The organism is Pseudomonas sp. GM84 (genome assembly GCF_000282535.1).
Taxonomy (GTDB): domain Bacteria; phylum Pseudomonadota; class Gammaproteobacteria; order Pseudomonadales; family Pseudomonadaceae; genus Aquipseudomonas.
In genome coordinates, this window is sequence record NZ_AKJC01000004.1 from 40,562 (window position 1) to 63,399 (window position 22,838).

A 22,838-nucleotide genomic window follows, 5' to 3' on the forward strand; every position below is an offset into this window, starting at 1 on the left:
ATATCCGGAAAGGATGGCCAGCAGCCAGCACGCCACGCTGCGTGACGCATTGGCCGGATTAGGAGTACATGAGCATCCCGTAGAAGCGACGCCGGCCTGCATTTCTGTTTGACACCATCTCTAGGCATCAGACCTTACACAGAAGAGTACATTTGTACTCTAGCTGGTTTTCAGCGGGTGAATCTGAGCCCGTGCCCTTCATCCGGCATTTCACAAAATGCGTAGCCCGGTAGGTGGACAGTTCCACCCGTGATACTGGCACGGTAGAATCATTCACCGAGGGGGTGGGCTCTTCCTCTCGCGCAAGCGAGGGCGGTTCTGACAATAAACAGTTTCGGCTGTTGGGCTTCGGCCCGCTGATCCCATTAGGGATGTTCAACGGTACTCAAATCCTCCCACCCCTTCTCCCCTTTTCTATGGAGAGATGTGCGTGAAAAAGGACAACGTCTGGTTCACCTACAAGGCGCGAATTCAGGCTCATAAACGCCTAGAGTGGCTGGACTTTCACTCACAACTCTTACTGGTGTGGTATGCGATTCTTAGCACGGCCCTAGGGGTGCTAACCATACGACACAGCACTGTGCTGGGCCCCGACACCGATGTCATGGCTACCATTCTATCCGTCGCGCTGCTCGGTATCTCACTGGCGGTAGCGAATCGGGATTTTCGCGGCCGTGCGATGCTGATGCGTACGAACTATCTGGAGCTACAGAAGCTTCATCGTGCTTTGCCCAACGACTCATCAGAACCTGACGCCCCGAAGCCTACACCTGCACAGGTAACCCGCTATGACGAGTTGCTCGCTGAGTCCGAAAATCATCGAGAGATCGACGATCGCATAGCGCGGGTGTTCGCAACTGGGCTTACCAGTCGTACGCCAACAGGTTTCGAATACTTCAACGCAGTGTTCTGGCTGACGATGCGCTTTTTGATCACCACGATGCTTTATTTACTCCCTGTGGCAGTCGGGCTTTACTCGTTTTGGAACAAGCCATGAGCGCGTCCCTGAGTTTCAAAAAGCGCTTCAGCCGTGAGCACCTTTTGGAAATCTATACCGAGAAAATCAAGCAATCTGGTGCAATCGGGCTCGACCGTATGCGCCCGGCTAACCTCAACAAGAATCTGAGTGCGGAAATCGACCAAATTCACGAAAAGGTTCACCAGGGTGAGTACCGCTTCACCGCCTATAAGGAAAAACTGATACTCAAAGGGGCATCATCTCTTCCTAGGCAGATATCTATCCCCACGGCCCGAGACCGTATCGTTCTGCGTGCGCTCTGCAATTGCCTCACCGACGTTTTCCCCCTTGCGAAGCTCACACTGCCTCAGACCGTCATCGACTCGCTGAAAAAAGCGCTCGACTCAGGCGCTTACGCTGAATACGCCAAAATCGATCTGAAAACCTTCTACCCATCCATTCCTCATGACCTGGTGGCCTCGGCAACAAAGAAAAAGATCCGAAAACCAGAGCTTCGCAAGCTGATCAGCAGCGCCCTCACCACGCCCACCGTGCCCGAATCCAGGGGAGGTAAAGGTGCTGATCGTCCTACTATTGGCGTACCGCAGGGCCTGGCAATCTCCAACGTACTTGCAGAGGTTGCCTTGCAAAGCATTGATGCCACCTTTGGATCGAGGCCAGGCATTTGGTACAAGCGCTACGTGGATGACATCCTGATCCTCGCACCCGCAGGCTTGGCACGCTCAACGGCAAACGACCTGATTACCCAACTAAAGGGGTTGAAGCTCAATCCTCATGACTTTGGGCCTGACTCAAAATCCAAAGTCGCACCACTGACTGATCCCTTCAGCTTCTTGGGCTATCAGATTGAGACCGGCAACGTACTAATACGTCACGAGAGCATCCTGAGATTCGAGGCATCGGTGGCCAAGATCTTCACCGCTTACCGCCACAAATTGCTGTCCGCCCGTAGCGTGGCTGATAAAGAGCGTGCACTTGCCTATTGCCAATGGAAGCTCAACCTCAGGATCACCGGTTGCATTTTCAAGGGGAAGCGGCTCGGCTGGGCCGCGTACTTCTCGCAGATCACCACGACTGCACAACTACGCTCCGTGAATCACACCATCAGGAAGCTGACTGATCGATTCTGTCCTGGCGGCGAGATTCGCCCAAAGTCGCTGATCAAGACTTATTACGAGCTTCAACGAGGCATGAAGGCAGGTGATGGATACATTCCAAACCTTGACGCCCTCACAGTGCCCCAGAAGCGCGAGAAGCTCGCTATGTGGCTTGGCGCAGAGGCTGCTAAATTGAGCGATTCAGAGGTAGAACGCCGATTTGAGATCAAAGTAAGTAAGGCAGTGCGAGAGCTGGAGGAAGATATCGCACAGACCTCATGATGCTGGAGTTTGGGCCCAGACCAATACCTACTCTGAATTTTCCTGGGGCTAGCAGCCGTCGGCGAAGTGGCTTTTGATTCTCCACGGCAAATAATTCAAGTTATGGGCTTAGTTAACAAGTTGGTGCAAGGCGGTCAAACCATCGACTGCATAATTTAATATATGGATATCATCGATGACAGTATTTAAGGCGGCAAACGTAGAAGAAGCAGTTGCACTTGCTGAGGGTTTCAAAGCCGAAGGACGCTACGATTGGTTTCGAGGACAGCTCCGCGAGTGGACGCCAAGTTCGTCGCTGGAGCGCAAAGTACTTCACGACCCGGTCGCTAAATCTCAGCTTGATGAGAAGCTTCTCAGGTTCACGAACTGGGTGATCGAACAGCCAGCGCTCGCTTATCTTGCGGAGGAAGAGCACGTCGATTCTCTGTTTGCTGTGCTTCAGCATTATGGATTCCCTACGAACTATATTGATTTTAGCACCGAACCTACAATTGCAGGATTCTTTGCATCTGACACTCAATCTCCGCCCGAAGAACCTGGCAACTGCGTTATCTACTGCCTAAATACTTCAGACCTTAAAGAATTTTATGGTCATCTGCCCCCTTCGATTGAAGGGATAGATTTTATTGCAGAGCCAGTGACGGTTAACGTCCCTAATCTTTGGAGACTGGAGTCCCAGCACGGTCACTTCTTGTTCGCGAACCATCCCTGGTATCAGATTTACGACATAGATAGAATCGTATTTCCTTGGAGCGGTGCTCCAGCCTTCCCGTCGCGTGAACAGATATATCCTTCTCACAAGAGCGCTTTGGAGCAATCACTCGACACGTATTTCTTCAACGAGCGATGCATAGAGAACCATGCCTTGCTCCGTGCCATGGCAGAGGAGCAAGGAAAGCAAAGCCTGTTCCGCAACATCTATGTCGAAACGCCCGAAACCTATGAGTCAGACTCATTTATCGCCCCGCTGAGCCCCACCCCGCAATGGAGCGACGAGACACTTGAACTATGGCGAGTCAACCCGAACGAACAATTTTATTCGACTGTTGGCCGCCATATGCCTTTGCCCCTTCGCAGAGAGGCCACAGCCCCCAGTCTTGCCGATCAGGTGAAACATTCGATAAGAGGGGCACTTAACACACAACGAGGGCTTCGAGCCCAAGCAGTAGAGTGGGTCTTTACCGGACTTCCCGAGGAAGTCGACGAGGCGTTGCTTAGTTCTACGACTCGTCAAGCATGGAACGGTATGCGAAATCTCCCCTATACGAATGAAGACATCGCCTGCGCCATTTCTACTTTGATTACCCTGTGCTCAACTCCAGATCATTATTCGCCTGAAGGCTATAAAGTTGACAGGGCATTCCAAGAATGGATTCCGGACGCCATCTATGTCGAATTTGGTTACCACGGCGACTTTTACTCCAGAGCTTACTGCTCAGCTAGTCAGTTGTTTAACGCATTAGATCCGGCATGGATTTCAAGCCTTAAAGATCCCGAATCAGTGATCTCGATGACACATGCATTCCAGAAAACTCATGACCCTCGCCTTATGTTCGACTTCGGCCAGCTGTCGAGAATTTTCGCTCGCGAAATTATTCCATCACAGCTTGCAATGAAGCGATCGCTAGTTCTGTACAACCCTGCTGACCTAGTAGTCCTTAACTTTTCATAGCGCACTGATGGCCGATGAGCTCGTATAGCCGAGCAAATCAACGTGCAGCCTAATGGTGGGCACAAGCCTACTGAGTTCAGGCATAATGGACGCTAGCCCATACCTTGCCCCCTTAACTCATAAGGTCATTCGAAAGTGCCCATTGGTGATCCCCGAAATTTGAGCGATCTCTTTTATTTCGCGAAGGTCGTCGAGGCTGGTGGTTTCGCTGCCGCAGGTCGCCTACTTGGTATTCCGAAATCCAGGCTATCCCGGCGTATTGCAGAATTGGAGCAGCGGCTAAACGCTCGCCTCCTCCAACGAACAACACGCAAATTGCAGCTCACTGCGCTAGGTGAGCGGTACCTTCGCCACTGTCAGGCAATGCTTTTGGAAGCAGAGCAAGCTGATGAGGTGATTGCTAGCGCAACCAGTGAACCGAGAGGCCCTCTCAGGGTGAGCAGCCCAGTCGGGCTAGCAAATCAATTTCTCAATCCCTTGGTTTGTGATTTCCTAGCGCAATACCCTCATGTCCAGCTCGATCTGCTTTTGGTGAATCGGCGTGTCGACTTGATCAATGAAGGTATCGATGTAGCGCTTCGCGTTCGCGAAGTAGAGGATGAGGAACCAAACCTTGTCACCAAGCGCTTACGCGAGGCCCGTACAGAGGTTGTTGCCTCCGCAGACTTTGTCGCCGCTCACCCTGTCTTACATCCTAAAGAGCTGATGGGGCTCGCATTCCTAGGGGCAGTAGATTCTGATCGGTTGGCCAGAATGCGCCTGTTTAATGATGTTGGCGAACGTTTCGAAATCGCCATGCCGACTCGTTTGGGCGTGGAAGATTTCATAATGCGTAAAGAGGCAGCGTTGGCTGGCCTGGGGTTCACGGTTTTGCCATTAATGCATTGTGAAAGCGAGCTGGCCAGCGGCAAGCTTGTTCGCATGCTCCCAGATTGGCGTTGTGCTCCTGCTTGGCTCCAGGCGGTATATCCGCACAGGCGTGGAGTGTTGCCGGCAGTCAGGGCTTGGCTAGATCATTTAGCACACGCGTTCGATCGTTGCGGTGACCGGCCACTGTAGGTGGCTCCGCCAGCACCTTCTCGTCAACTATCCTGATTTCATTCAATGAGACTGGCCCTGATCAAAGGTGTAATTTTGATCATTCGTCAATAGCAGAAGCATGCTAGCCCATTGACCGATAAAGGAAACATCAGTTTTGATCAATGGTCTCTCTAGGAAAACTGGCCACCTCTTCTATTTTGCCCAAGTGGTCGAAGCCGGTGGTTTTGCCGCCGCCGGGCGTCAGCTGGGCATTCCCAAGTCGCGCCTGTCGCGACGCATCGCCGAGCTGGAAGAACGTCTCGGCACCCGCCTGCTGCAACGCACCACGCGGCAGCTGAAGCTGACCACGGTCGGTGAACGCTACCTGCACCATTGCCAGGCCATGTTGATGGAGGCTGAAGCGGCCGACGAGGTAGTGGCCAGCATGAGCAGCGAGCCGCGCGGTCGCCTGAGGGTGTCCTGCCCGGTGGCGTTGGCCCATGCCTTCCTGCCGGATGTGATCAGCCGCTTTCTGCAGCAGTACCCCCAGGTGCAACTGGACATGGTGCTGCTCAACCGCCGTGTCGACCTGATTTCCGAAGGCATCGACGTGGCCCTGCGTGTGCGCGACCTGGGCGACGAAGACCCGGCGCTGGTCACCCGCCGCCTGCGCCAGGCGCAGATGCAGCTGGTGGCCGCACCGGGCTTTGCCGACCATGTGCGTGACCCCGCCGAGCTGGCTTCCCTGCCGGTGCTGGGCGCTGCCGAAGCCGACCGGCTGGTGCACTTTCGTTTACTCGGGCCCAATGGCCGGCAGCAGGAAATTGCCCTGGAGCCACGCCTGGCGATCGATGACTTCGTGGTACGCAATGCTGCCGTGCGCGCCGGGCTAGGGTTCACGGCCCTGCCGAGCATGTTCTGCGAAGAAGAGCTGGCACGCGGGGAGCTGGTGCGACTGCTGCCGGAGTGGTCGTTGCCAGGGGGCTACCTGCAGGCGGTGTACCCGCATCGGCGTGGGTTGTTACCGGCCGTACGGGTGTGGATCGACCACCTGGCCACCTCGTTCGAAGCCTGTGGAGAGCGTTATGTCTAAGCAGAAAATGACCGAGGTCCAGGTGGCAGCCTTCTGCCTGAACCTGCCGGGGGCACGGGAAGACTATAAATGGGGCGGGATCCGGGTGTTCTCGGTGGCGGGCAACAAGATGTTCGCGGTCATCGGGCTGGCCGGGGCGGGATTATCGTTCAAGGTCGGCAACGAGCTGTTTCTGGGTTACTGCGACCGCCCTGGGGTGCGGCCGGCGCCGTACCTGGCGCGGGCGCACTGGGTCATCATGCAGCCCCCCTACCCGATGGGACGCGAGGAGCTGTGCGACCTGTTGCAGCGCTCGCACCAGCTGGTGGTGCGGCGGCTACCGAAGCGCTTGCAGGTGGGTTTGCTGATGTGAGCGGATCACTACGACAGCAGGTGGTTGCCCAGAAACAGCCAGTCGGCCCAGAACACCTGGTGAACCAGCACGATGATCCAGAACACGACTTGAAAGGAAACCTTGCGCGTCTTGTGCCGAAACAGTTGCTGGGCCACCAGCGCCCCCGGCCAGCCGCCGAGCAGCTCACTGGCGTGCAGCACCTTCTCGGGTGTACGCCAGCCCGCAGTGCGGGCCTGGTGCTTGTCCTGCCAATACAGCAGGACAGTGACCAAGCTAACCGCCGGATACAGCCCCAGCGGCAACCACGACTGCCCGCTCCAGGCCATCTGCACCGCCCCTGCCAGGGGCAGCAGGCACAGCACTGCCAGCGCCAGTAGCCTGATACGCATTCAGCCGTTCGCCGTCGCCCAGTCGACCCAGCCGAACTGCCAGGTCGCCAGGATCAGCAAGCCGAACACGATGCGGTACCAGGCGAACGCCGCATAGCTGTGGTTGGCGATGAACTTGAGCAGCGCACGCACCGCGATCATGGCGAAGATGAACGAGGTCACGAAGCCGATGGCGAACACCGGCAGGTCGCTCGGCTGGAACAGGTCACGGTACTTGTAGCCGGAGTACACCGCCGCACCGACCATGGTCGGCATCGCCAGGAAGAACGAAAACTCGGTAGCCGCCTTGCGAGACAGGCCGAACAGCAGGCCGCCGATGATGGTCGAGCCAGAGCGCGAGGTACCCGGGATCATCGCCAGGCACTGGACGAAGCCGATCTTCAGGGCGTGCGACCAGCGCATGTCATCGACGTGATCGACCTCTACGCGGTGCGAACGGCGCTCGGCCCAGAGCATGATCACGCCACCCACGACCAGCGCGGCCGCCACGGTGATCGGGTTGAACAGGTAATGGTGAATCAGGTCGGCGAACAGCACGCCCAGCACCACGGCCGGCATGAACGCGAGCAGCAGGTTGCCCGTGAAACGCCGCGCCTTCGGCTGGCTGGCCAGGCCGAACACCACTTCGAGAATCTTGCCCCGAAACTCCCACACCACCGCCAGGATCGCCGCCAGCTGGATGATGATGTTGAACGCCATGGCCCGTTCACCGCCAAAACCGATCAGGTCGGCAACGATGATCTGGTGGCCGGTACTGGAAATCGGCAGAAACTCCGTCAGTCCTTCGACCACGCCTAAGATGATTGCCTGGAAGGCAGTCCAAAAATCCATCATTCCCCCGTTGAAGCACTGCTGTCTGCAGGCCCCTTGTTCTTGATTTGCTTGTGATTGCCGCTCGCGGCGCGGCTCTTTTACAGCGACTGTTGGGTATAACGCCAGTAGAAAAGTTCACCCCGCCTAAAGGTTTCATCTTGCGCGGCCGAAATCCTAGCAGAGCAGCCTGGCGATGGCTCGCGCGGCATGCCGTAACGCCGCAACTATAAATGGCACTTAGCCATTAGTCGGATACAGGCTGACGACAAAGCATGCTTGGATGCACTGAATAACAAGAACAATGCGGGAGTGCCATTCATGAAGACCTTGAGGTCGATGTCGATCAGTCGCCGCCTGTGGCTGATCCTGCTGGTTGCGGTGGGGATGCTGGTGGTGCTCGGCCTGCTGATGCTGCGCCAGATCCACGGCGACCTGTACCAGGCCAAGGCAGAAAAGACCCGCCATGTGGTGCAGACCGCCGCGAGCGTGCTCACCTATTACCAGGGGCTGGAAGCCGCTGGCACGCTCAGCCGCGAGGCTGCCCAGCAGCAAGCACTGCAAGTGGTGCGGGCGCTGCGTTACGACCAGGGCGACTACTTCTGGATCAACGACCTGGGGCCGAAGATGATCATGCACGCGGCCAATCCCAAGCTCGACGGCCAGGATCTTTCCGCCATCCGCGACCCGGACGGTTTTGCCGTGTTCAATGAAATGGCCGCCCTCGCCCGCAGCCAGGGCGCAGGCCCGGTCAACTACCGCTGGCCCAAACCCGGGGCCAGCGAGCCCGTGGCCAAGACTTCGTACATCCAGCTGTTCCAGCCGTGGGGCTGGGTCATCGGCTCGGGCGTGTATGTCGATGACGTGCAGGCCGAATTCGCGCGCCAGCTGCGTGACGCCTCCCTGGTCGGCGTGGGCGTTGCCTTGCTGATGGCCCTGGTGGTCATGCTGATCGCCCGCAGCATCGCCCGCCCGTTGCAGGAGGCGGTGCAGGCAATGGGCAACATCGCCAGCGGCGAAAGCGACCTTACCCGTCGCCTGGACACCCATGGCCGCGACGAAATCACCCAGCTGGGAGAGCACTTCAACCGTTTCAACGGCAAGCTCCAGGGCGTGGTCGGCCAGTTGCAGGATGCCGCCCATGCCCTGGCCCACTCCGCCGGGCATGTCGGCGACAATGCCGGCGCGGCGCAACAACACAGCGCCCAGCAGTCGCTGCAGATGGACCAGGTGGCGACCGCCGTCAATGAAGTCACCTACGCGGTTCAGGACGTGGCCAAGACGGCCGAACAGGCAGCCGGTGAAATGCAGGCCGCGCAACAACAGGTCGAGCATGGCCAGCAAGCCATCGACGGCAGCCTGCTGCAGATCGACCGCCTGTCCCTGACCATCGACCAGGCGGTCCAGGTGATCCGCGACCTGGCGGGTCATAGCACCAGGATCGGTGGCGTGCTGGAGGTGATTCGCGCCATTGCCGAGCAGACCAACCTGCTCGCCCTCAACGCGGCGATCGAAGCCGCGCGGGCCGGCGAACAGGGCCGCGGCTTTGCCGTGGTGGCCGACGAAGTGCGCCTGCTGGCCCAGCGCACGGCTCAATCGACCGCCGAGATACACACCATGATCGAATACCTGCAAAAGCAGTCGGACGCCGCGGTCAAGGCCATCGATACCAGCAGCGAAGCGTCGCGCCAGACCGTCGAGCAAGCCCGCGAGGCCGGCTCCAGCCTGAGCGCCATCAACCAGGCGCTGCACAGCCTCACCGCGCTCAACGCGTCGATCGCCAGCGCGACGTTGCAGCAGTCGCATGTGGTCGAGGAAATCAATCGCAATGTGCTGGACACCGCCGGGCTGTCTCAGCAGACCGCCGAAGCGGCGCGTCAGTCCAGTGATGCGGGCGTGGCCTTGGGGCGCTTGAGCGAAGGGCTGGAGCAATTGCTGCGCCAGTTCAAGGTTTAGCGAAGGACCCGCAGTGGGCGGTGCATGCGCCGCTCTACACCTCCCTTCGCCCACAGGCTACAATCGCGCCCCCCTCAAGTCGCCAAGGAGCGCCGATGTCCGGCCTCGAACTCATCGCCGCCGTGCTCGGCGTCACCGCCGTCTGGCTCACCGTCAAGCAGAATGCCTGGTGCTGGCCGATCGGTCTGGTGATGGTGCTTATATATGGCTGGCTGTTCTACGAGGTGAAGCTGTATTCGGGCATGCTGCTGCAACTGGCCTATGCCGCGCTGCAACTGTACGGCTGGTGGCAATGGACGCGCCCGGGCCGCGTCGAGGATGCCCGCCACGTCTCGCGCCTGCAAACACCGGCGCTGGCCGCAGGGCTGGTGGGCGGTCTGCTGATCAGCGTGGCGCTGGGCGCGGCCATGGCCAACTGGACCGATGCCGCCCTGCCCTGGCTGGACGCCACGCTGACGGGCTTCAGCCTGGTCGCGCAGCTGTGGATGGCGCAAAAACGCGTGCAGTGCTGGCCACTGTGGATGGTGGTGGACGTGGTCTATGTCGGCCAGTACCTGCACCAGCAGCTGTACTTCACCGCCGGCTTCTTCGCCGTGCTGACCCTGATCGCCGTGCGCGGCTGGCTGGAATGGCGCCGCGACCCGGCGCTGCAGGCATGAAGGTCCTGGTGCTGTGTGGTCCCGAGTCCAGCGGCAAGAGCTGGCTCAGTGGCGAGATCCAGGCGCATTTCGGCGGTGTGGTGGTGGGCGAATATGTGCGCCATTTCATCGATCGGGAATGTCGCGACACCTGCTATGCCGATATCACCCCCATCGCCCAGGGCCAGTTGGCCTGGGAGGATCAGGCACGGCAACAGGCTCCGGAGCTGTTGATCCTCGATACTCATCTGTTGAGCAACATGCTCTGGAGCCGCGCGCTGTTTCAGGATTGCCCCGCCTGGTTGGAACAAGCCTTGCTTGCTCGTCAGTATGATCTGCACCTGTTGCTCAGCCCCCATGATGTGGGCTGGGTGGCCGATGGCCAACGCAGCCAGCCGGACCTTGCCGACCGGCATCGCTTCTTCACCGACAGCCTGAACTGGTTGCAGCGCCATCGGCAAACGGTGCAGGTGATCGAGGGTGACTGGCCCCGGCGCAGTGCGGCGGCATTGTGCGCCGTACAGGCCCTGTTGCAGGGAAAAACCCCGCTTTGCCCCACCGAGTGTTAACCCTCTGACACACCCCGGTGGGCCTTGACCCCCGTATTTGCGGACTTCCCCACTTTTGGCGGTGGGAGTGTCAAGTCGATGAAACAGTGAGCGAAAGCGCCCTCTGAGCAACATCCATACCGGAAAAGAGCCCACTTTGCGGATAATCTGTCTCAACGCTGAAACAACAACCTCTCACAACCGCCAACAAGTTACTGCAACTCATTGATTATTAGAGAATAACCAAAAGCGGCACGCCTTCTGCTCTCCTCCTCGCAACGCCTAATCAGGCCCGCGCTGAAGAAGGAATTGCAGTCATGGGAAAACTGGACAATGGCATCTGCCGTCTGCTGCTGGTCGGCTGTGCTTTGGGCGCAAGCTTCAGCGTGCCGGTACAGGCCGAAAATGGAATCATCGTCATCACCCGCGATGTTCAACCCCGCATCGCCACTCGCGCCCCCCTGGCGCCCGACCCCTACCCCACCACCGCCAACGCCAACCCCTCCGCCTACGTGCTCAAGCAGACCAACGAACTGAGCGATGGGGACTTTGCCAACATCACCAGCGGTACCGGGATTTCTTCGCTGATCACCCAGCAGACCAACAATGTGGGCGGCAACATCAGCAACCAGACCCAACTCCCCAACCTGGCGGCGGGTCGCGGTACAGGCTCCGGCAACGGCATTTCCAACATGGTCAACTCAAGTGTCCAGCGTGGCCTGGCGCCCTTGCAGATCCTGACCGGAGGCAAATGAGATGAGGCAATCGCTGTTAATCCTGGCCACCCTCTGCAGTGCAACGGCCCTCGCCCAATCCCCGGTTCCCGTGATCAACAGCGCCAACATCGACAGTTCCGGCGCGCAGTACCAAGGCAACTTGAGCGTCAACCAGGCGGCAGGCGACCTGCAGCAACAAGCCAACGCCCGGGCCTTGGCCACCGGCACCACGGCCGCTGCCACCACGCAGATCCGGCAACGCCAGATATCCATCGTCGACCCCAACATGGATGCCCGTGCCAGCATCCAGGGCGACGCCTTCAGTCACGGCAGTGGTGCCCTGGGTGTGAACCAGAGCGCCGGTGCCAGCACCCAGCAGGCCAACGCCCTGCGCATCAGCCTCAGTACACAACCGCAAAGTATCGACGACAGCGTCCTGCTGCAGCAAAACGTGGCGCTGATCAACAGCTCCGATCCATCTGATTCCTCCCCTGGCTATCGCCAGGTCACCACCGGTGACCAGGCATTCACCGGTAGCCGTGGGGTCATTCAGCTGAATCAGAGCGCCGGGGTGGGTAACCAGACGGCAAACACCCTGAGCGTACGGGTCGCGAACTGACCCGAATAGGTAAAAGGTAAGAACAACACTTAACCTAAAGAAGACGGAGAAACACCATGAAACCCTCGATGGCAATCAAGCCTCTGGTTTTCGCAATTGCTGCGGTCATGGCTGTTGCTGCACAAGCGAATCAGAACGACAGGCGACCCACCCCACCAAAACCGGTGTACACCAACGCCACTGCCGAAGCTAACGATGCTCAACGCAGCACTGGCAACTCGGTCATTAACGAAGGCACTGTCAACGAAGCCGAAATGAGCACCTCTGGCACTGGCGCCAGTGGCAACGTCGGGGTCAACGTGGCGGCCGGTAACGGCAACCAACAAGACAACGCCGCGGCCATTGCCAATACCTCGTCTGACAACTCGGCAATCGACAACAGCTTCGTCTTCGGCGAATCCGAAGCCACCGCAAGCGTGCGTCAGTTCAGCGACGGAAACACTGTCAAGAACTGGTCGACCCAGAGTTCTGCGGTCATGAGCGGCTCGGCTGAAGGCGCAAGCGGCAACATTGGTATCAACATTGCTGGCGGTGACCTGAACCAGCAGAAAAATACCATGGCCATTGCCAACAACGCTGCCCCTATCGGCAACTCCACTGCCACCGCTTCGGCCAACCAGAACGGACCTGGCCTGACCGTCGAAAACCGTGCCGATCGTACCTACACCATCGACACGCTGACCTTCACCACCTCCAAGAGCGGTTCGTCTTCGCGTAGCGGCTCGTTCGATGCCAGCGTCGACAAGAGCTCCAGCTCGAGCTTCAACGTGGCTGGCAACCAAAGCAGCTCAGCCAGCGGCTCGAAGAGCAGCAGCGCCAGCGGTTCGACCAGCATGACCGCCAGCGGCTCCAACAGCAGCAGCGCAAGTGGCAGCAACAGCAGCAGTGCCAGCGGCTCGAACAGCAGCAGCGCCAGTGGCAGCAACAGCAGCAGCGCCAGCGGTTCCAACAACTGGGCTGCCAATGGCTCGTCGAGCAGCGACCACAGCTCTTCGTCTAGCGCTTCGGTGAACGCTTCGCTCGATGCCAGTGCCAACGGCAGTGCGTCTTCGTCGCAAACCGTCGGCAACTTCACGCGCTCGCGCAGTGCCGACTTCGATGCAACGCTCAGCGCTTCGCTTGACGCATCGATCGACAAGTCGCACGAGTCGTCCACCGACTCGTCGTTCGACAAGTCCTTGAGCTCGTCCTTCGACAGAGCCCGTGACTCCTCGTTTGATCGCAGCCGCGAATCTGCGTATGACCGTACCCGTGACTCTTCGTATGACCGCAGCCGTGACTCGTCCTACGACAAGTCTCGCGATACTTCCTTCGAGAAGGCAAACGAGTCGGCATGGGAAAAAGCGCAGGCTTCGGCCTTCGAGAAATCTGGCGAGAAGGCCTCGGAGTCTTCGGACAGCATCTCGAAGAGCTTCAGCGAGGCTAGCGAGTACGCGATGGAGAACACCGTCTCGTTCCAAGTGCTGACCCCGACTGGCTGGGCCAACCCTGTAACCAACACCGCAACCCTGAGTGGCTCGGTGAATGGCGGCAGCGGCAACCTGGGCGTCAACGTGGCAGCCGGTGTGGGCAACCAGCAGAGCAACTCGCTGGCCATCTCCAACACCTCGATGTAACTGCAGCCTTGAGGCCCCCTTCGGGGGGCCTCTTTCTACCAGAAGCGTTCTACTAAAAGCGTTCTACAAAAGCTTTCTACAAAAACAGGGGGGCATGGAACATGCGCATTATCGCCTTGGCATTCCTGCTGTGCATGGCCAGTGTCAGCGAAGCAGCCCAGATGCCGCTGTCCGTCCTGCCAGGTGGTGCAGTGATCTACAAACCCATCCAGAGCATCCGCGAGCGCAAGTTCGCCGACCTGGTGCAACAAAAAACCGACTTCAGCTGCGGCGCCGCATCACTGGCGACCATTCTGCGCCAGGCCTATTGGCTGGACGTGGACGAACAACACGTGATCGAGGGCATGCTGGCCAGCGCCGACCATGACCTGGTACGTACCCAGGGCTTCTCGATGCTCGACATGAAGCGCTACGTGGAAAGCCTGGGCATGCGCGCCCGCGGCTACCGGGTAGCCCCCGACACCCTGCACAGCATCCGCATCCCGGTGGTCGTGCTGATGGACATCCGCGGCTACAAGCATTTCGTGGTCATGCAGAAAGTCGACAACGGCTGGGTATACATCGGCGACCCGGTGCTGGGCCACAAACGCTTCAAGCTCGATGATTTCGTCAAAGGCTGGAACGGCATCATCTTCGCCGTCATCGGCCAAGGGTACGACAAGTCCAATGTACTGCTCGACCCGCCTCTGCCACTCAGCGCCAAGAACCGCATCAACAACTTCGCCCCGGTGAAGGATGCCGAGTTGATGGACTTCGGTTTCATTCAAAGCGACTTCTTCTAATGACAAGGGGCAAGAGGCCCCGGGAGCATCCCATGAAGACTTCATGCTGGCTCGCAGTCGTTTGCCTGGCCGCCAGCCTGCCGACCCAGGCACAGACGTTCAAACCGATCGAACTGAAGGATCAGGAGCTGGCAGAACTGCGCGGCCGCTATGTATTGCCGGGGCGCATCGTCAGTTTTGGCGTGGTCATGACCAGCACCTGGCAGAACGCCAACGGTGAGGTGATCGGTGCTACCTCCTCGATGCAGATCCAGCATTCCACCCTGCAACCGCAGTTCTATGTCTCGATGATCAATGAAAAAGGCACGGGTAATTCGCAGTCGCAGAGCCCGGGCACCGGTACCGTTACCGGTGGCAGCGGGCTCAATACCACCGAAGGTGTGACCCAGGTGGTACGTGCCGCCGGTGACTACAACTCGGCTTACAACAACGTCGGTATCACGGTCACCAAGGGCAACGAAGCACCCGCCACGCAAACGCAAGGCCAGGCCCTGGCGGCGGGCACGACCCTGGTGGGCGCCAATGGCGCAGGTTCTCTGAGTGTTTCCGCCAGCGGCACCGGCGTGCAGCTCGGCATCGTCGCCAACAACAACCAGGGCAGCGCACTGCAGCGTCTGGGCCAGGGTGGGCTGATGCAGAACACCACCCTGCTCGGCGCTGGCAACCAGGTGCGTAACCTGACGGAGCTCAATGTCGTGCTGCGCGACAGCCCTGCAACGGCTGGCCCGATGAACGCCAACCTTGATCAGCTCAAAGGTCTTCGTACCGGCGGATACTGATCTACGCTCTGTCTCATCGAACAAGTAGTCAGAAGGGACGGCTAATCCATGCATCGTTTGTTGACGTTGAGAGCTTTCGTTTGTTTGACGACCTTGGCCCCGGCCACTCTGCTACAAGCGGCAACCGACCCTCAGGTCGAAGCGCTGAAACAAGAATTGATCGCGTTGAAACAACGTTACGAAGCCCAACAGAATGCATTGATGGTGCTGGAACAACGCCTGCGTCAGGTCGAGGAAGCCCCTGCTACTCCCGCGCCCAAGCGTTTGACCAAGTCACCCGCCGAAGGCGTCAAGGGTGCACAGACCGTGGCTTCCGGGGCACCAGGCACCACCGGCAGCTCCTACGGCCAATCGCTCAAAGAGGACTCGGAACCGGCGCAAAGCGTTTCCAACCTGTATGACGAAGCCAGCGGCTTCTTTGGCGGCGGCAAGTTCAGTGTCGAGACCGGTCTGACCTATACCCACTACGACACCCGTGCCCTGACGCTCAACGGGTTTCTGGCGCTCGATTCGATTTTCCTGGGCAATATCAACATCGACCGGATCAAGGCCGACAACTGGACGCTGGACTTGACGGCACGCTACAACGTCGACCAGCGCTGGCAGTTCGACATCAACGTACCGGTTGTCTATCGCGAGTCGACCTACTCCTCCGGCGGCGCAGGCGGTGCAGCCGGGGTGAGTTCCGATGGCTCGGTGAAACGCGACCCGACCATCGGCGACGTCAACGTCGGCGTGGCCTACAAATTCATCGACGAGTCGGAAAACTGGCCAGACACGGTCGCCACGCTGCGGATCAAGGCGCCTACCGGCAAGGACCCCTACGGCATCAAGCTCATCCAGGATAGCGCCAACGACAACCTCGCGATCCCTGAAGACCTGCCAACCGGTAATGGCGTGTGGGCCATCACACCCGGTATCTCGCTGGTCAAGACCTTCGACCCGGCCGTGCTCTTCGGCAGCCTGTCGTACACCTACAACATGGAAGATTCGTTCAGTGACATCAGCCCCACCGTCAACACCAAGGTGCCGGGCGACGTGAAACTCGGCGACTCCTGGCAGATTGGCGGTGGTATCGCGTTCGCCCTGAACGAGAAGATGAGTATGTCGTTCTCGGTCACCGACCAGTTTGCCAGCAAGAGCAAGATCAAACCCGACGGCGGCGACTGGCAGTCGATCAGCAACAGCGACTACAACTCGGCGAACTTCAACATCGGCCTGACCTTCGCCGCCACCAACAACCTGACCATCGTGCCGAACCTCGCCATTGGCCTGACGGACGATTCGCCAGACTTCTCCTTCAGCCTGAAATTCCCGTACTACTTCTGACCGGGTCCTGCCAATGCCAGGCCTGCAGCGAGGCCTGGTTTTGGTAACCAACCTTGTAGCCAACCGCTTTCCTGACACCGGACTGTTATCATCACGCATAGCTATGTGACGTTTTGACGGTAATTAAGGAAAGTTTTCGTGAATATCCAGCTCGGCCACTCGCACACTCGGCTCGTCGCCCTGGCAACCCTGGTGCTGGTGATCCCCTTGGCTGCGCGCACCCTCCTGGGGTGGTCCAATCCGCTCGGCTACTTGTCGGACCTGGCCTTCGGCAGCCTCCTGTTGCTGTTGCTGCACCGCCGGCCGTGGTGGCTGGCACTGCCTGTGCTGCTGGCCTGGGCGACACTCTGGGTGACGTCGGCAGAGCTGGTGAGCGCTGTCGGGCGGCTGCCCAACAGTGGCGACCTGGCGTACCTGATCGACCCACAGTTCATGGAAAACACCACCGGCGGCGGCCTCGCCCACCCCTGGTTGCCCTGGCTGATGGCTGCGGGCCTGCTGGCCTGGTGCGCGATCACCTGGCGAGGTCGGGCGCGTCGCCCTGCCGCGTTGCCGCGCTGGGCCTTGGCCATCCCTGTGATGCTGTTCGGCCTGCACTGGGGCAGCCAACAGCTTACGCCTTCCGATGCCGACCAGTGGCGCCAATACAATCTCTCTCACCAGTTACTGTCCGCAGGCGTCAACGACCTGCAACGACGGGCGCTCACCTGGACTGGCCAGGAGCAGCCCATCACGCCCCTGTCCAGTGCTGGCCTGACCCAGGCCGACCTGCATGGCCAGAAACTGCTGAGCGCCCCCGGAAGCGCTCGCAATCTGCTGGTGATCACCCTTGAAGGCATCCCTGGCGCCTATGTACGGCCGAACCGTCAGGCCCTGCACAGCCGCTTCGACGAAGAATTGATGCCCAACCTCAGCCGCTGGGCCGAGCGCGGCATGAACACGCCGGACTACGTGCTGCACACCCACCAGACCATCCGTGGCCTGTATGCCATGCTCTGCGGCGACTACGACAAACTGGCCAACGGCACGCCCAAAGGGATGGAGCTGCTCACCCAGCAGCAACGTAACCAGGCCTGCCTGCCGGCCCAGCTGCGTCAGGCAGGCTTCAGCACGCATTACCTGCAGGGCGCCGGCCTGCGCTTCATGGCCAAGGACCGGATCATGCCGCACATCGGCTTCGACTCGGTGCACGGCCTGGAATGGTTCAGCAACGAGAACTACCTGGAGTTCCCCTGGGGCAAGGATGACCGGGCATTCTTCGAGGGTGCCCAGGACTACGTCGGGCAACTGCGCCAACAGGACCGGCCGTGGATGCTGACCCTGCTGACCGTGGGTACCCACCAGCCCTATTCGGCACCGGCCGACTACCTGGCGCGTTACGACACCGCCAAGCAGGCCGCGGTGGCCTACCTTGACGACGCGCTAGGGGCGTTTCTCGACAACCTCGAGCGCCAGGGCGTGCTCAAGGACACGCTGGTGGTGGTGACCTCCGACGAATCCCACGGCATCGACGGGGTGCGCCTGGCCTCCTCCTGGGGCTTCAACCTGATCCTGGCTCCGGAGCAGGCGCAACTGCCGCACCTCAAGCAGGGCACCTACGGCCACGTCGACCTGGCTACCTCCCTGCTCGACTACTTTGCCTTGCCGATCCCGGTCGCACTGGCCGGGCGCTCACTGCTACGCGATTACGACAGCGGGCGGGAGATGATTTCCTACACCAACGGCATGTTGCGCTACCACGATGGCCAAGGCGTATTCACCGAATGCGACTTCCAGCAACGCTGTCGCCGTTACGCAAGCCAAGGCTTCATTGCCGACCAGGCCCGCTACCTCGGCGCGGCCGACGACAACACGGGGCCACAGCTCGGCGCCCTTGCCGGGGTCCTCGACCAGTCCCTGTTGCAGACACCGCTCAACCTGCGCTACCAGTTCGGTGGCCCGTCGGCCATCCAATTGCAGGCACGCATTCGCGATGACTGGGCCGACAACCTGATTGGCGCGCAGTATCTGGAAATGCCCGAAGGCTCGCATACCCGGGTGCGGATCAAAGTGCGCGCACTCGATCGACAGCACGTCGCCTACATCCAGCTCAAGGCCAAGGAGCTGGAGCAGGACGTACCGCTGGGCCTGCCAGAAGAGATTCGGGTGACGGCCGATGAACCGCTGGAGATGGAATTCGGCTTCGACAACCCTACCGTGCGCAAGGCGTTTTCCTTCCACTTGCTGGGGTATGGCGGGGGGGAAGTCGAAATCAGCGATTTCAGTGTGATCACGGCGCTGCCGGGTGAGGAAGAGACGGTCGAGGAGCTCTCGGACGGGCATATCGCGCAGTCGAGCTGAACTTGCGGTGCAGCTGTGGGATGTGGGAGCCGGCAAGCCGGCTCCCACAGGAATCGCGTCAACTTTTGGACATAGAGCAAGACAGTTGCTCCCGCAGGTTTTCTGCAGGTTCCGATGACCTGAGGGGTCACCGAATCTGGTGCTTGTGCAGCAGTCGGTAGAACGTTGGCCGCGATACACCCAGTACCTTCGCGGCAATGCTCAGGTTGTTGCTGTGCCGGTCGAGCACGTCGCACAACGCCTGACGCTCCGCACGGTGCTTGTAGTCTTCCAGCGTGCCCAGCGGCTGCTCCTCCTGCTGGTGAACATGCAGGCCCAGGTCCTGGGCTTCGATCTGCCGCCCTTCGGCCAGCACCAGACCCCGTCGCACCCGGTTGGCCAGTTCTCGCACATTGCCCGGCCAATTGTGCCGCCCCATGGCAGCCAAGGCATGATCGCTGAAGGAACGCGGTCGACGGCCTGTCTCCAGGCTGTAGAAGTGTGAAAAGTGGTTGGCCAGCATCGACAAGTCGCCATGTCGGTCACGCAATGGCGCAGTCACGACCTGCAAGACGTTGAGACGGTAATACAGGTCTTCCCGGAAACGCCCTTGCTCGATGGCCTTTTCCAGGTCCACGTGGGTAGCGGCCAGCACCCGCACATCGACCGGTATCGGCTGGCTGCCACCGACCCGCTCGATATGCTTTTCCTGCAAGAAGCGCAGCAGGTTCGCCTGCAGTTCCAGTGGCAGGTCGCCAATTTCGTCGAGGAACAGCGTGCCACCGTGGGCCGCCTCGATCCGCCCTACCTTGCGCTGATGCGCGCCGGTGAACGCGCCCTTCTCGTGCCCGAACAACTCGGACTGGATCAGATGTTCGGGGATCGCCCCGCAGTTGATGGGAATAAACGGCATTTCGCAGCGCTGCGACTGGCGATGCAATGTACGTGCTACCAACTCCTTGCCCGTCCCGCTCTCGCCCCGGATCAATACCGGTGATTCGGTGGGCGCCAGCTTGCCCAGCAGCTTTCGCAGCTCAAGGATAGGCCGGCTGTCACCCAGCAGTTCGTGCTCCAGGCCATCGACCGGTACCGCGCCCTTGCCACGCAGGCGTGCCATGCCGAACGCACGCCCCAAGGTGACGAGCACGCGGGAAACGTCGAATGGCAAGGTGTGAAAGTCGAAGAACCACTCACAGACGAAGTCACCGACGTTCTGCATACGCAGTTGCTCGGCGTTGAGCACCGCGATCCATTCGGTATTGCTGCGTTTGATCATGTCCTTGACCGCATCCGGGTGGCGCAGGTGCGATTCCTGCAGGCGCAACAGGCCAAGGTCGCAGCGGTGCTCCAGCGCCAGGTCCAGGCTACAGCTGTGAACAGCCCAGCCAGCACTCTCAAGACCTGGCAGCAAGCGGTGACAATCATCGCACGGGTCGACGATGAGCAAACGACGCAGGGCGGCGGTAGCGTGCATGACCGTTCCTTGGCGCCAATTTGTGGTTTTTTACGTGAAAACAGTAAGTTGCGGCGCCGTTTTAACAGTAGCAACGAACTTGACGGTGCCCACTACCGTCTGTCTGCCCGATTCTGCGCTGGCCAGGCCATGTGGGAATTTTTCAAATTTATTGACGTCACAGGCGGCGCAGGTCAATAAAAACAGTTCAAATTTGAAAAAAAGTATCAAGACTGTGTGACTCCCCGACCAACTTGGAGCATCAGTACGAATAACCCCGCACTGCAGATCGCGATAAGCTGAAGCGACATGGCAGTAACGCGGACCTACATTACGCTGTTTGGGACCATAGAGAGACCGAACCATGAATGCCCCGCTCCGTGTCAACGAAGCCCTGCTGATTGCCGACCACGCCTTCGAACCTTTCCAGTGCGTAGCCTGGGATGCACCCAACGGTACTGGTGAGCTGAGCCTGGCCGTGATCGACCGGACCAGCACCCGTATCGGGAGCAAGCAAGTGTCTTCGCGTATCTATTCCGACCCGGCACAATGGGCCTGCCTGATCGAGGAAGTGCGCGCCGAGTTGTCCCAGAAGGGTTATGACCTGCAGCCCTGGTCGATGCCGAAGTAATATCACCGCTTGACCAGCAAGTGCGTGCCTGTCACGCACTTGTGCAACTTTTGAATTCGCCTGAAAGCAACTTTTCAATAGCGACATAATGTCGCGCCAGTTGCCTTATTGCATGACCCTGCACTGTTCCAGGTGCTGGTATTCAGCCTGAAGTTGTTCGGCCAATTGCCGCGCACGCCCCAGGCGAACCGGCGCCATTTCCATGTCCACCAGCACCGTCGCACAGGGCATGGGTTGCACATCCTTCCAGCGCTGCAGGCGGCCATCGGTAAACACCAGACAACGCTGAAGCTCTTGTGGGTAGGCTTTTTGCCGTGCCTGCAACCAGCGACGCGCCTGCTCCAACGCCGCGATCAACGGGGTCCCTCCTCCGGCCCCCAAGGTTTGCAACCAGGGTTGCAAGGCGGCCGACGCTTTCAGCCCCTGGCGTTGCCACTGGGGCGCACCGCCGCTGGCGGTCATCAGCGCCAGCCGGGCTCGTTGGCGATAAGCCTGGTCGAACAGCTCGGCCAGCAGGCCTTTGCCGTGCGCCAGCGCCTGGTGGCGCCGGGTCGAGGCCGAAGCATCGACGATCACCAGCCACAACTCGGTGGCCTGAGCCTGACGCTGCTGCCAGCACAGGTCGCGCCGCTGCAGCGGGCGCCCCTTGAGCAAGGTCGGCAGCCAGGCCACCCGGCCCTTGCTCGCCGCACGCACGCGGCCACGGCTGGCGCCTGCCAGTTTTCCGGCACGGGGCATGGCATCCGCCACCTTGTTGCCCGGTGGGCGGATGCTCAGGGCTTTTTTGCCCAGTTCGGTACCTCGCGCCTGGCACCGCTGGTGACCGGCTGAGCCGGCAGTGCCCCCCAATCCCCTTGCCCGCCCTGGCCTTGCGTATCGCGGCCGGCAGACGCAGGCGGCGGGGAATCGGCGGCGGGCTCGGGCAACTGGCGGCGCCGGTGGCGCAGGGCAAACTCCGCCACCGCCTCGACGTCGACCAGCTCGATCGCCTCGCCACCGCGCCAGGCGCAATGCGCACGGGCGGCGCGCAGCCAAACCAGGTCGGCACGCAGGCCATCGACGCCAGCGGCATAACAGCGCTCGGTGATCCAGGCCAGGGCCTGATCGTCCAGGGCAATCGCTGCCAGCCCCTGGCGAGCTGCCTGGCAGCGCTCCCGCAGTTGCGCCTGGGCCGCGGCCCACTGCTCGCAGAAGGCCTGCGGGTCGGTGTCGAAGGCCAAGCGACGGCGAATGATCTGCTGTCGAGCCTCTGGGGCTGGCAGCCCTTCGAGCACGACATTGAGCCCGAAGCGGTCAAGCAGCTGAGGGCGCAGTTCGCCCTCTTCGGGATTCATGGTGCCGATGAGGACGAAACGCGCACTGTGCCGGTGAGAAATACCATCGCGCTCGATACGGTTGGTACCGCTGGCGGCAACGTCGAGCAACAGGTCCACCAAGGTATCGGGCAGCAGGTTGACTTCATCGACATACAGCACCCCGCCATCGGCATGCGCCAGTACACCGGGGGAAAACTGCGCCTTGCCCTGCCCCAGCGCGGCATCCAGGTCGAGCGTGCCGACCAGGCGTTCTTCGCTGGCACCCAGCGGCAAGGTGACGAAAGGCCCCTCGCCGAGCAGATCCGCCAAACCACGCGCCAAGGTGCTCTTGGCCATGCCGCGCGGCCCCTCGATCAGCACGCCGCCGATCCTGGGGTCGATGGCGGTCAGGCACAACGCAAGCTTCAGGTCGTCGGCGCCGACCACGGCCGCCAGGGGAAATTGCACGGGTTCACTCATT

General features: G+C 60.1%; 23 protein-coding genes and 1 pseudogene. 19 read left to right on the plus strand and 5 right to left on the minus strand.

Annotated features, from left to right (window positions below; genetic code table 11):
• Positions 1-430: 430 nt before the first annotated feature.
• The 6 genes from PMI38_RS00340 (at position 431) to PMI38_RS00365 (ending at position 6,495) form a co-directional block, all read left to right on the plus strand.
• A complete protein-coding gene (locus tag PMI38_RS00340) occupies positions 431-997 on the plus strand; it encodes an SLATT domain-containing protein (protein WP_008089230.1) in 567 nt (188 codons plus the stop codon).
• On the plus strand, positions 994-2,358 hold the full coding sequence (locus tag PMI38_RS00345) for a reverse transcriptase domain-containing protein (protein ID WP_008089232.1): 1,365 nt from the start codon (positions 994-996) through the stop codon (positions 2,356-2,358). The genes PMI38_RS00340 and PMI38_RS00345 overlap by 4 nt, the downstream gene beginning before the upstream one ends.
• 175 nt (positions 2,359-2,533) lie before the next feature.
• Positions 2,534-4,030, plus strand: coding sequence for an FRG domain-containing protein (locus PMI38_RS26230; protein WP_008089234.1), 1,497 nt, complete (start codon positions 2,534-2,536; stop codon positions 4,028-4,030).
• 135 nt (positions 4,031-4,165) lie between these two features.
• A complete protein-coding gene (locus tag PMI38_RS00355; protein WP_008089236.1) occupies positions 4,166-5,089 on the plus strand; it encodes a LysR substrate-binding domain-containing protein in 924 nt (307 codons plus the stop codon).
• A gap of 136 nt (positions 5,090-5,225) precedes the next feature.
• Complete coding sequence (locus tag PMI38_RS00360; RefSeq protein WP_008089238.1) at positions 5,226-6,143, plus strand: LysR substrate-binding domain-containing protein; 918 nt, start codon at positions 5,226-5,228, stop codon at positions 6,141-6,143.
• Positions 6,136-6,495 (plus strand): MmcQ/YjbR family DNA-binding protein, encoded by a 360-nt coding sequence (locus PMI38_RS00365; RefSeq protein WP_008089240.1) that lies wholly within the window; start codon positions 6,136-6,138, stop codon positions 6,493-6,495. The genes PMI38_RS00360 and PMI38_RS00365 overlap by 8 nt, the downstream gene beginning before the upstream one ends.
• Positions 6,496-6,503: 8 nt before the next feature.
• Here PMI38_RS00365 and PMI38_RS00370 read toward each other — a convergent pair whose 3' ends face one another.
• Complete coding sequence (locus PMI38_RS00370) at positions 6,504-6,866, minus strand: DUF1294 domain-containing protein (protein WP_008089243.1); 363 nt, start codon at positions 6,864-6,866, stop codon at positions 6,504-6,506.
• On the minus strand, positions 6,867-7,697 hold the full coding sequence (locus PMI38_RS00375; protein ID WP_008089245.1) for an undecaprenyl-diphosphate phosphatase: 831 nt from the start codon (positions 7,695-7,697) through the stop codon (positions 6,867-6,869). It abuts the gene before it with no gap.
• Between the two features lie 390 nt (positions 7,698-8,087).
• On the opposite strand from PMI38_RS00375, the pseudogene PMI38_RS27780 reads away from it, so the two are divergent.
• The 11 genes and pseudogenes from PMI38_RS27780 to PMI38_RS00425 all read left to right on the plus strand — a co-directional run.
• Positions 8,088-8,759, plus strand: a pseudogene (locus PMI38_RS27780) (cache domain-containing protein); the annotation flags it as partial.
• A 138-nt stretch (positions 8,760-8,897) separates the two neighbouring features.
• Complete coding sequence (locus tag PMI38_RS27785; protein WP_443216383.1) at positions 8,898-9,632, plus strand: methyl-accepting chemotaxis protein; 735 nt, start codon at positions 8,898-8,900, stop codon at positions 9,630-9,632.
• 95 nt (positions 9,633-9,727) lie between these two features.
• Positions 9,728-10,291 carry a nicotinamide riboside transporter PnuC gene (gene pnuC, locus PMI38_RS00385; RefSeq protein ID WP_008089249.1) on the plus strand — a complete coding sequence of 188 codons (564 nt, stop codon included), beginning with the start codon at positions 9,728-9,730 and terminating at the stop codon, positions 10,289-10,291.
• The gene (locus tag PMI38_RS00390; protein WP_008089251.1) at positions 10,288-10,839 is read left to right on the plus strand and encodes an AAA family ATPase; all 552 of its coding nucleotides are present in this window, start codon (positions 10,288-10,290) and stop codon (positions 10,837-10,839) included. The genes pnuC and PMI38_RS00390 overlap by 4 nt, the downstream gene beginning before the upstream one ends.
• A 296-nt stretch (positions 10,840-11,135) precedes the next feature.
• Positions 11,136-11,573: a hypothetical protein gene (locus tag PMI38_RS00395; RefSeq protein WP_008089253.1), complete on the plus strand. Its 438-nt coding sequence runs from the start codon at positions 11,136-11,138 to the stop codon at positions 11,571-11,573.
• A 1-nt stretch (position 11,574) separates the two neighbouring features.
• Complete coding sequence (locus PMI38_RS00400) at positions 11,575-12,153, plus strand: hypothetical protein (protein WP_008089255.1); 579 nt, start codon at positions 11,575-11,577, stop codon at positions 12,151-12,153.
• A gap of 56 nt (positions 12,154-12,209) precedes the next feature.
• Complete coding sequence (locus PMI38_RS00405; protein WP_008089257.1) at positions 12,210-13,769, plus strand: hypothetical protein; 1,560 nt, start codon at positions 12,210-12,212, stop codon at positions 13,767-13,769.
• A 101-nt stretch (positions 13,770-13,870) separates the two neighbouring features.
• Positions 13,871-14,551, plus strand: a complete 681-nt coding sequence (locus tag PMI38_RS00410) for a C39 family peptidase (RefSeq protein WP_008089259.1) — start codon at positions 13,871-13,873, stop codon at positions 14,549-14,551.
• Between the two features lie 32 nt (positions 14,552-14,583).
• Complete coding sequence (locus tag PMI38_RS00415; protein ID WP_008089261.1) at positions 14,584-15,330, plus strand: hypothetical protein; 747 nt, start codon at positions 14,584-14,586, stop codon at positions 15,328-15,330.
• 48 nt (positions 15,331-15,378) lie between these two features.
• The gene (locus PMI38_RS00420; protein WP_008089263.1) at positions 15,379-16,659 is read left to right on the plus strand and encodes a hypothetical protein; all 1,281 of its coding nucleotides are present in this window, start codon (positions 15,379-15,381) and stop codon (positions 16,657-16,659) included.
• A 138-nt stretch (positions 16,660-16,797) separates the two neighbouring features.
• Entirely contained in the window at positions 16,798-18,999 is a 2,202-nt protein-coding gene (locus PMI38_RS00425; protein ID WP_008089265.1) for an LTA synthase family protein, read from the plus strand.
• Between the two features lie 127 nt (positions 19,000-19,126).
• On the opposite strand, the gene PMI38_RS00430 is transcribed toward PMI38_RS00425, so the two are convergent.
• Positions 19,127-20,452, minus strand: coding sequence for a sigma-54 dependent transcriptional regulator (locus PMI38_RS00430; RefSeq protein ID WP_008089267.1), 1,326 nt, complete (start codon positions 20,450-20,452; stop codon positions 19,127-19,129).
• On the opposite strand from PMI38_RS00430, the gene PMI38_RS26960 reads away from it, so the two are divergent.
• Together PMI38_RS26960 and PMI38_RS00435 are read left to right on the plus strand one after the other, a co-directional pair.
• Positions 20,451-20,672, plus strand: a complete 222-nt coding sequence (locus PMI38_RS26960) for a hypothetical protein (protein WP_157214830.1) — start codon at positions 20,451-20,453, stop codon at positions 20,670-20,672. The two genes, PMI38_RS00430 and PMI38_RS26960, sit on opposite strands and share 2 nt — an antisense overlap.
• Before the next feature lie 123 nt (positions 20,673-20,795).
• Complete coding sequence (locus PMI38_RS00435; protein WP_008089269.1) at positions 20,796-21,062, plus strand: hypothetical protein; 267 nt, start codon at positions 20,796-20,798, stop codon at positions 21,060-21,062.
• Between the two features lie 105 nt (positions 21,063-21,167).
• Here the strand turns inward: PMI38_RS00435 and PMI38_RS00440 are convergent, their stop codons facing one another.
• Positions 21,168-21,758, minus strand: a complete 591-nt coding sequence (locus PMI38_RS00440; RefSeq protein WP_043272702.1) for a vWA domain-containing protein — start codon at positions 21,756-21,758, stop codon at positions 21,168-21,170.
• 77 nt (positions 21,759-21,835) lie between these two features.
• The gene (locus PMI38_RS00445) at positions 21,836-22,837 is read right to left on the minus strand and encodes an ATP-binding protein (protein ID WP_008089273.1); all 1,002 of its coding nucleotides are present in this window, start codon (positions 22,835-22,837) and stop codon (positions 21,836-21,838) included.
• Position 22,838: the final 1 nt, after the last annotated feature.

What these genes read in the sequence shown, in the direction of transcription:
- PMI38_RS00345 (WP_008089232.1), top strand. Translation starts at nt 994, where the DNA reads ATGAGCGCGTCCCTGAGTTTCAAAAAGCGCTTCAGCCGTGAGCACCTT.
- PMI38_RS26230 (WP_008089234.1), top strand. Translation starts at nt 2,534, where the DNA reads ATGACAGTATTTAAGGCGGCAAACGTAGAAGAAGCAGTTGCACTTGCT.
- PMI38_RS00365 (WP_008089240.1), top strand. Translation starts at nt 6,136, where the DNA reads ATGTCTAAGCAGAAAATGACCGAGGTCCAGGTGGCAGCCTTCTGCCTG.
- PMI38_RS00370 (WP_008089243.1), bottom strand. Translation starts at nt 6,866, where the DNA reads ATGCGTATCAGGCTACTGGCGCTGGCAGTGCTGTGCCTGCTGCCCCTG.
- PMI38_RS00375 (WP_008089245.1), bottom strand. Translation starts at nt 7,697, where the DNA reads ATGGATTTTTGGACTGCCTTCCAGGCAATCATCTTAGGCGTGGTCGAA.
- PMI38_RS27785 (WP_443216383.1), top strand. Translation starts at nt 8,898, where the DNA reads ATGGACCAGGTGGCGACCGCCGTCAATGAAGTCACCTACGCGGTTCAG.
- pnuC (WP_008089249.1), top strand. Translation starts at nt 9,728, where the DNA reads ATGTCCGGCCTCGAACTCATCGCCGCCGTGCTCGGCGTCACCGCCGTC.
- PMI38_RS00390 (WP_008089251.1), top strand. Translation starts at nt 10,288, where the DNA reads ATGAAGGTCCTGGTGCTGTGTGGTCCCGAGTCCAGCGGCAAGAGCTGG.
- PMI38_RS00395 (WP_008089253.1), top strand. Translation starts at nt 11,136, where the DNA reads ATGGGAAAACTGGACAATGGCATCTGCCGTCTGCTGCTGGTCGGCTGT.
- PMI38_RS00400 (WP_008089255.1), top strand. Translation starts at nt 11,575, where the DNA reads ATGAGGCAATCGCTGTTAATCCTGGCCACCCTCTGCAGTGCAACGGCC.
- PMI38_RS00405 (WP_008089257.1), top strand. Translation starts at nt 12,210, where the DNA reads ATGAAACCCTCGATGGCAATCAAGCCTCTGGTTTTCGCAATTGCTGCG.
- PMI38_RS00410 (WP_008089259.1), top strand. Translation starts at nt 13,871, where the DNA reads ATGCGCATTATCGCCTTGGCATTCCTGCTGTGCATGGCCAGTGTCAGC.
- PMI38_RS00415 (WP_008089261.1), top strand. Translation starts at nt 14,584, where the DNA reads ATGAAGACTTCATGCTGGCTCGCAGTCGTTTGCCTGGCCGCCAGCCTG.
- PMI38_RS00420 (WP_008089263.1), top strand. Translation starts at nt 15,379, where the DNA reads ATGCATCGTTTGTTGACGTTGAGAGCTTTCGTTTGTTTGACGACCTTG.
- PMI38_RS26960 (WP_157214830.1), top strand. Translation starts at nt 20,451, where the DNA reads ATGACCGTTCCTTGGCGCCAATTTGTGGTTTTTTACGTGAAAACAGTA.
- PMI38_RS00430 (WP_008089267.1), bottom strand. Translation starts at nt 20,452, where the DNA reads ATGCACGCTACCGCCGCCCTGCGTCGTTTGCTCATCGTCGACCCGTGC.
- PMI38_RS00435 (WP_008089269.1), top strand. Translation starts at nt 20,796, where the DNA reads ATGAATGCCCCGCTCCGTGTCAACGAAGCCCTGCTGATTGCCGACCAC.
- PMI38_RS00445 (WP_008089273.1), bottom strand. Translation starts at nt 22,837, where the DNA reads ATGAGTGAACCCGTGCAATTTCCCCTGGCGGCCGTGGTCGGCGCCGAC.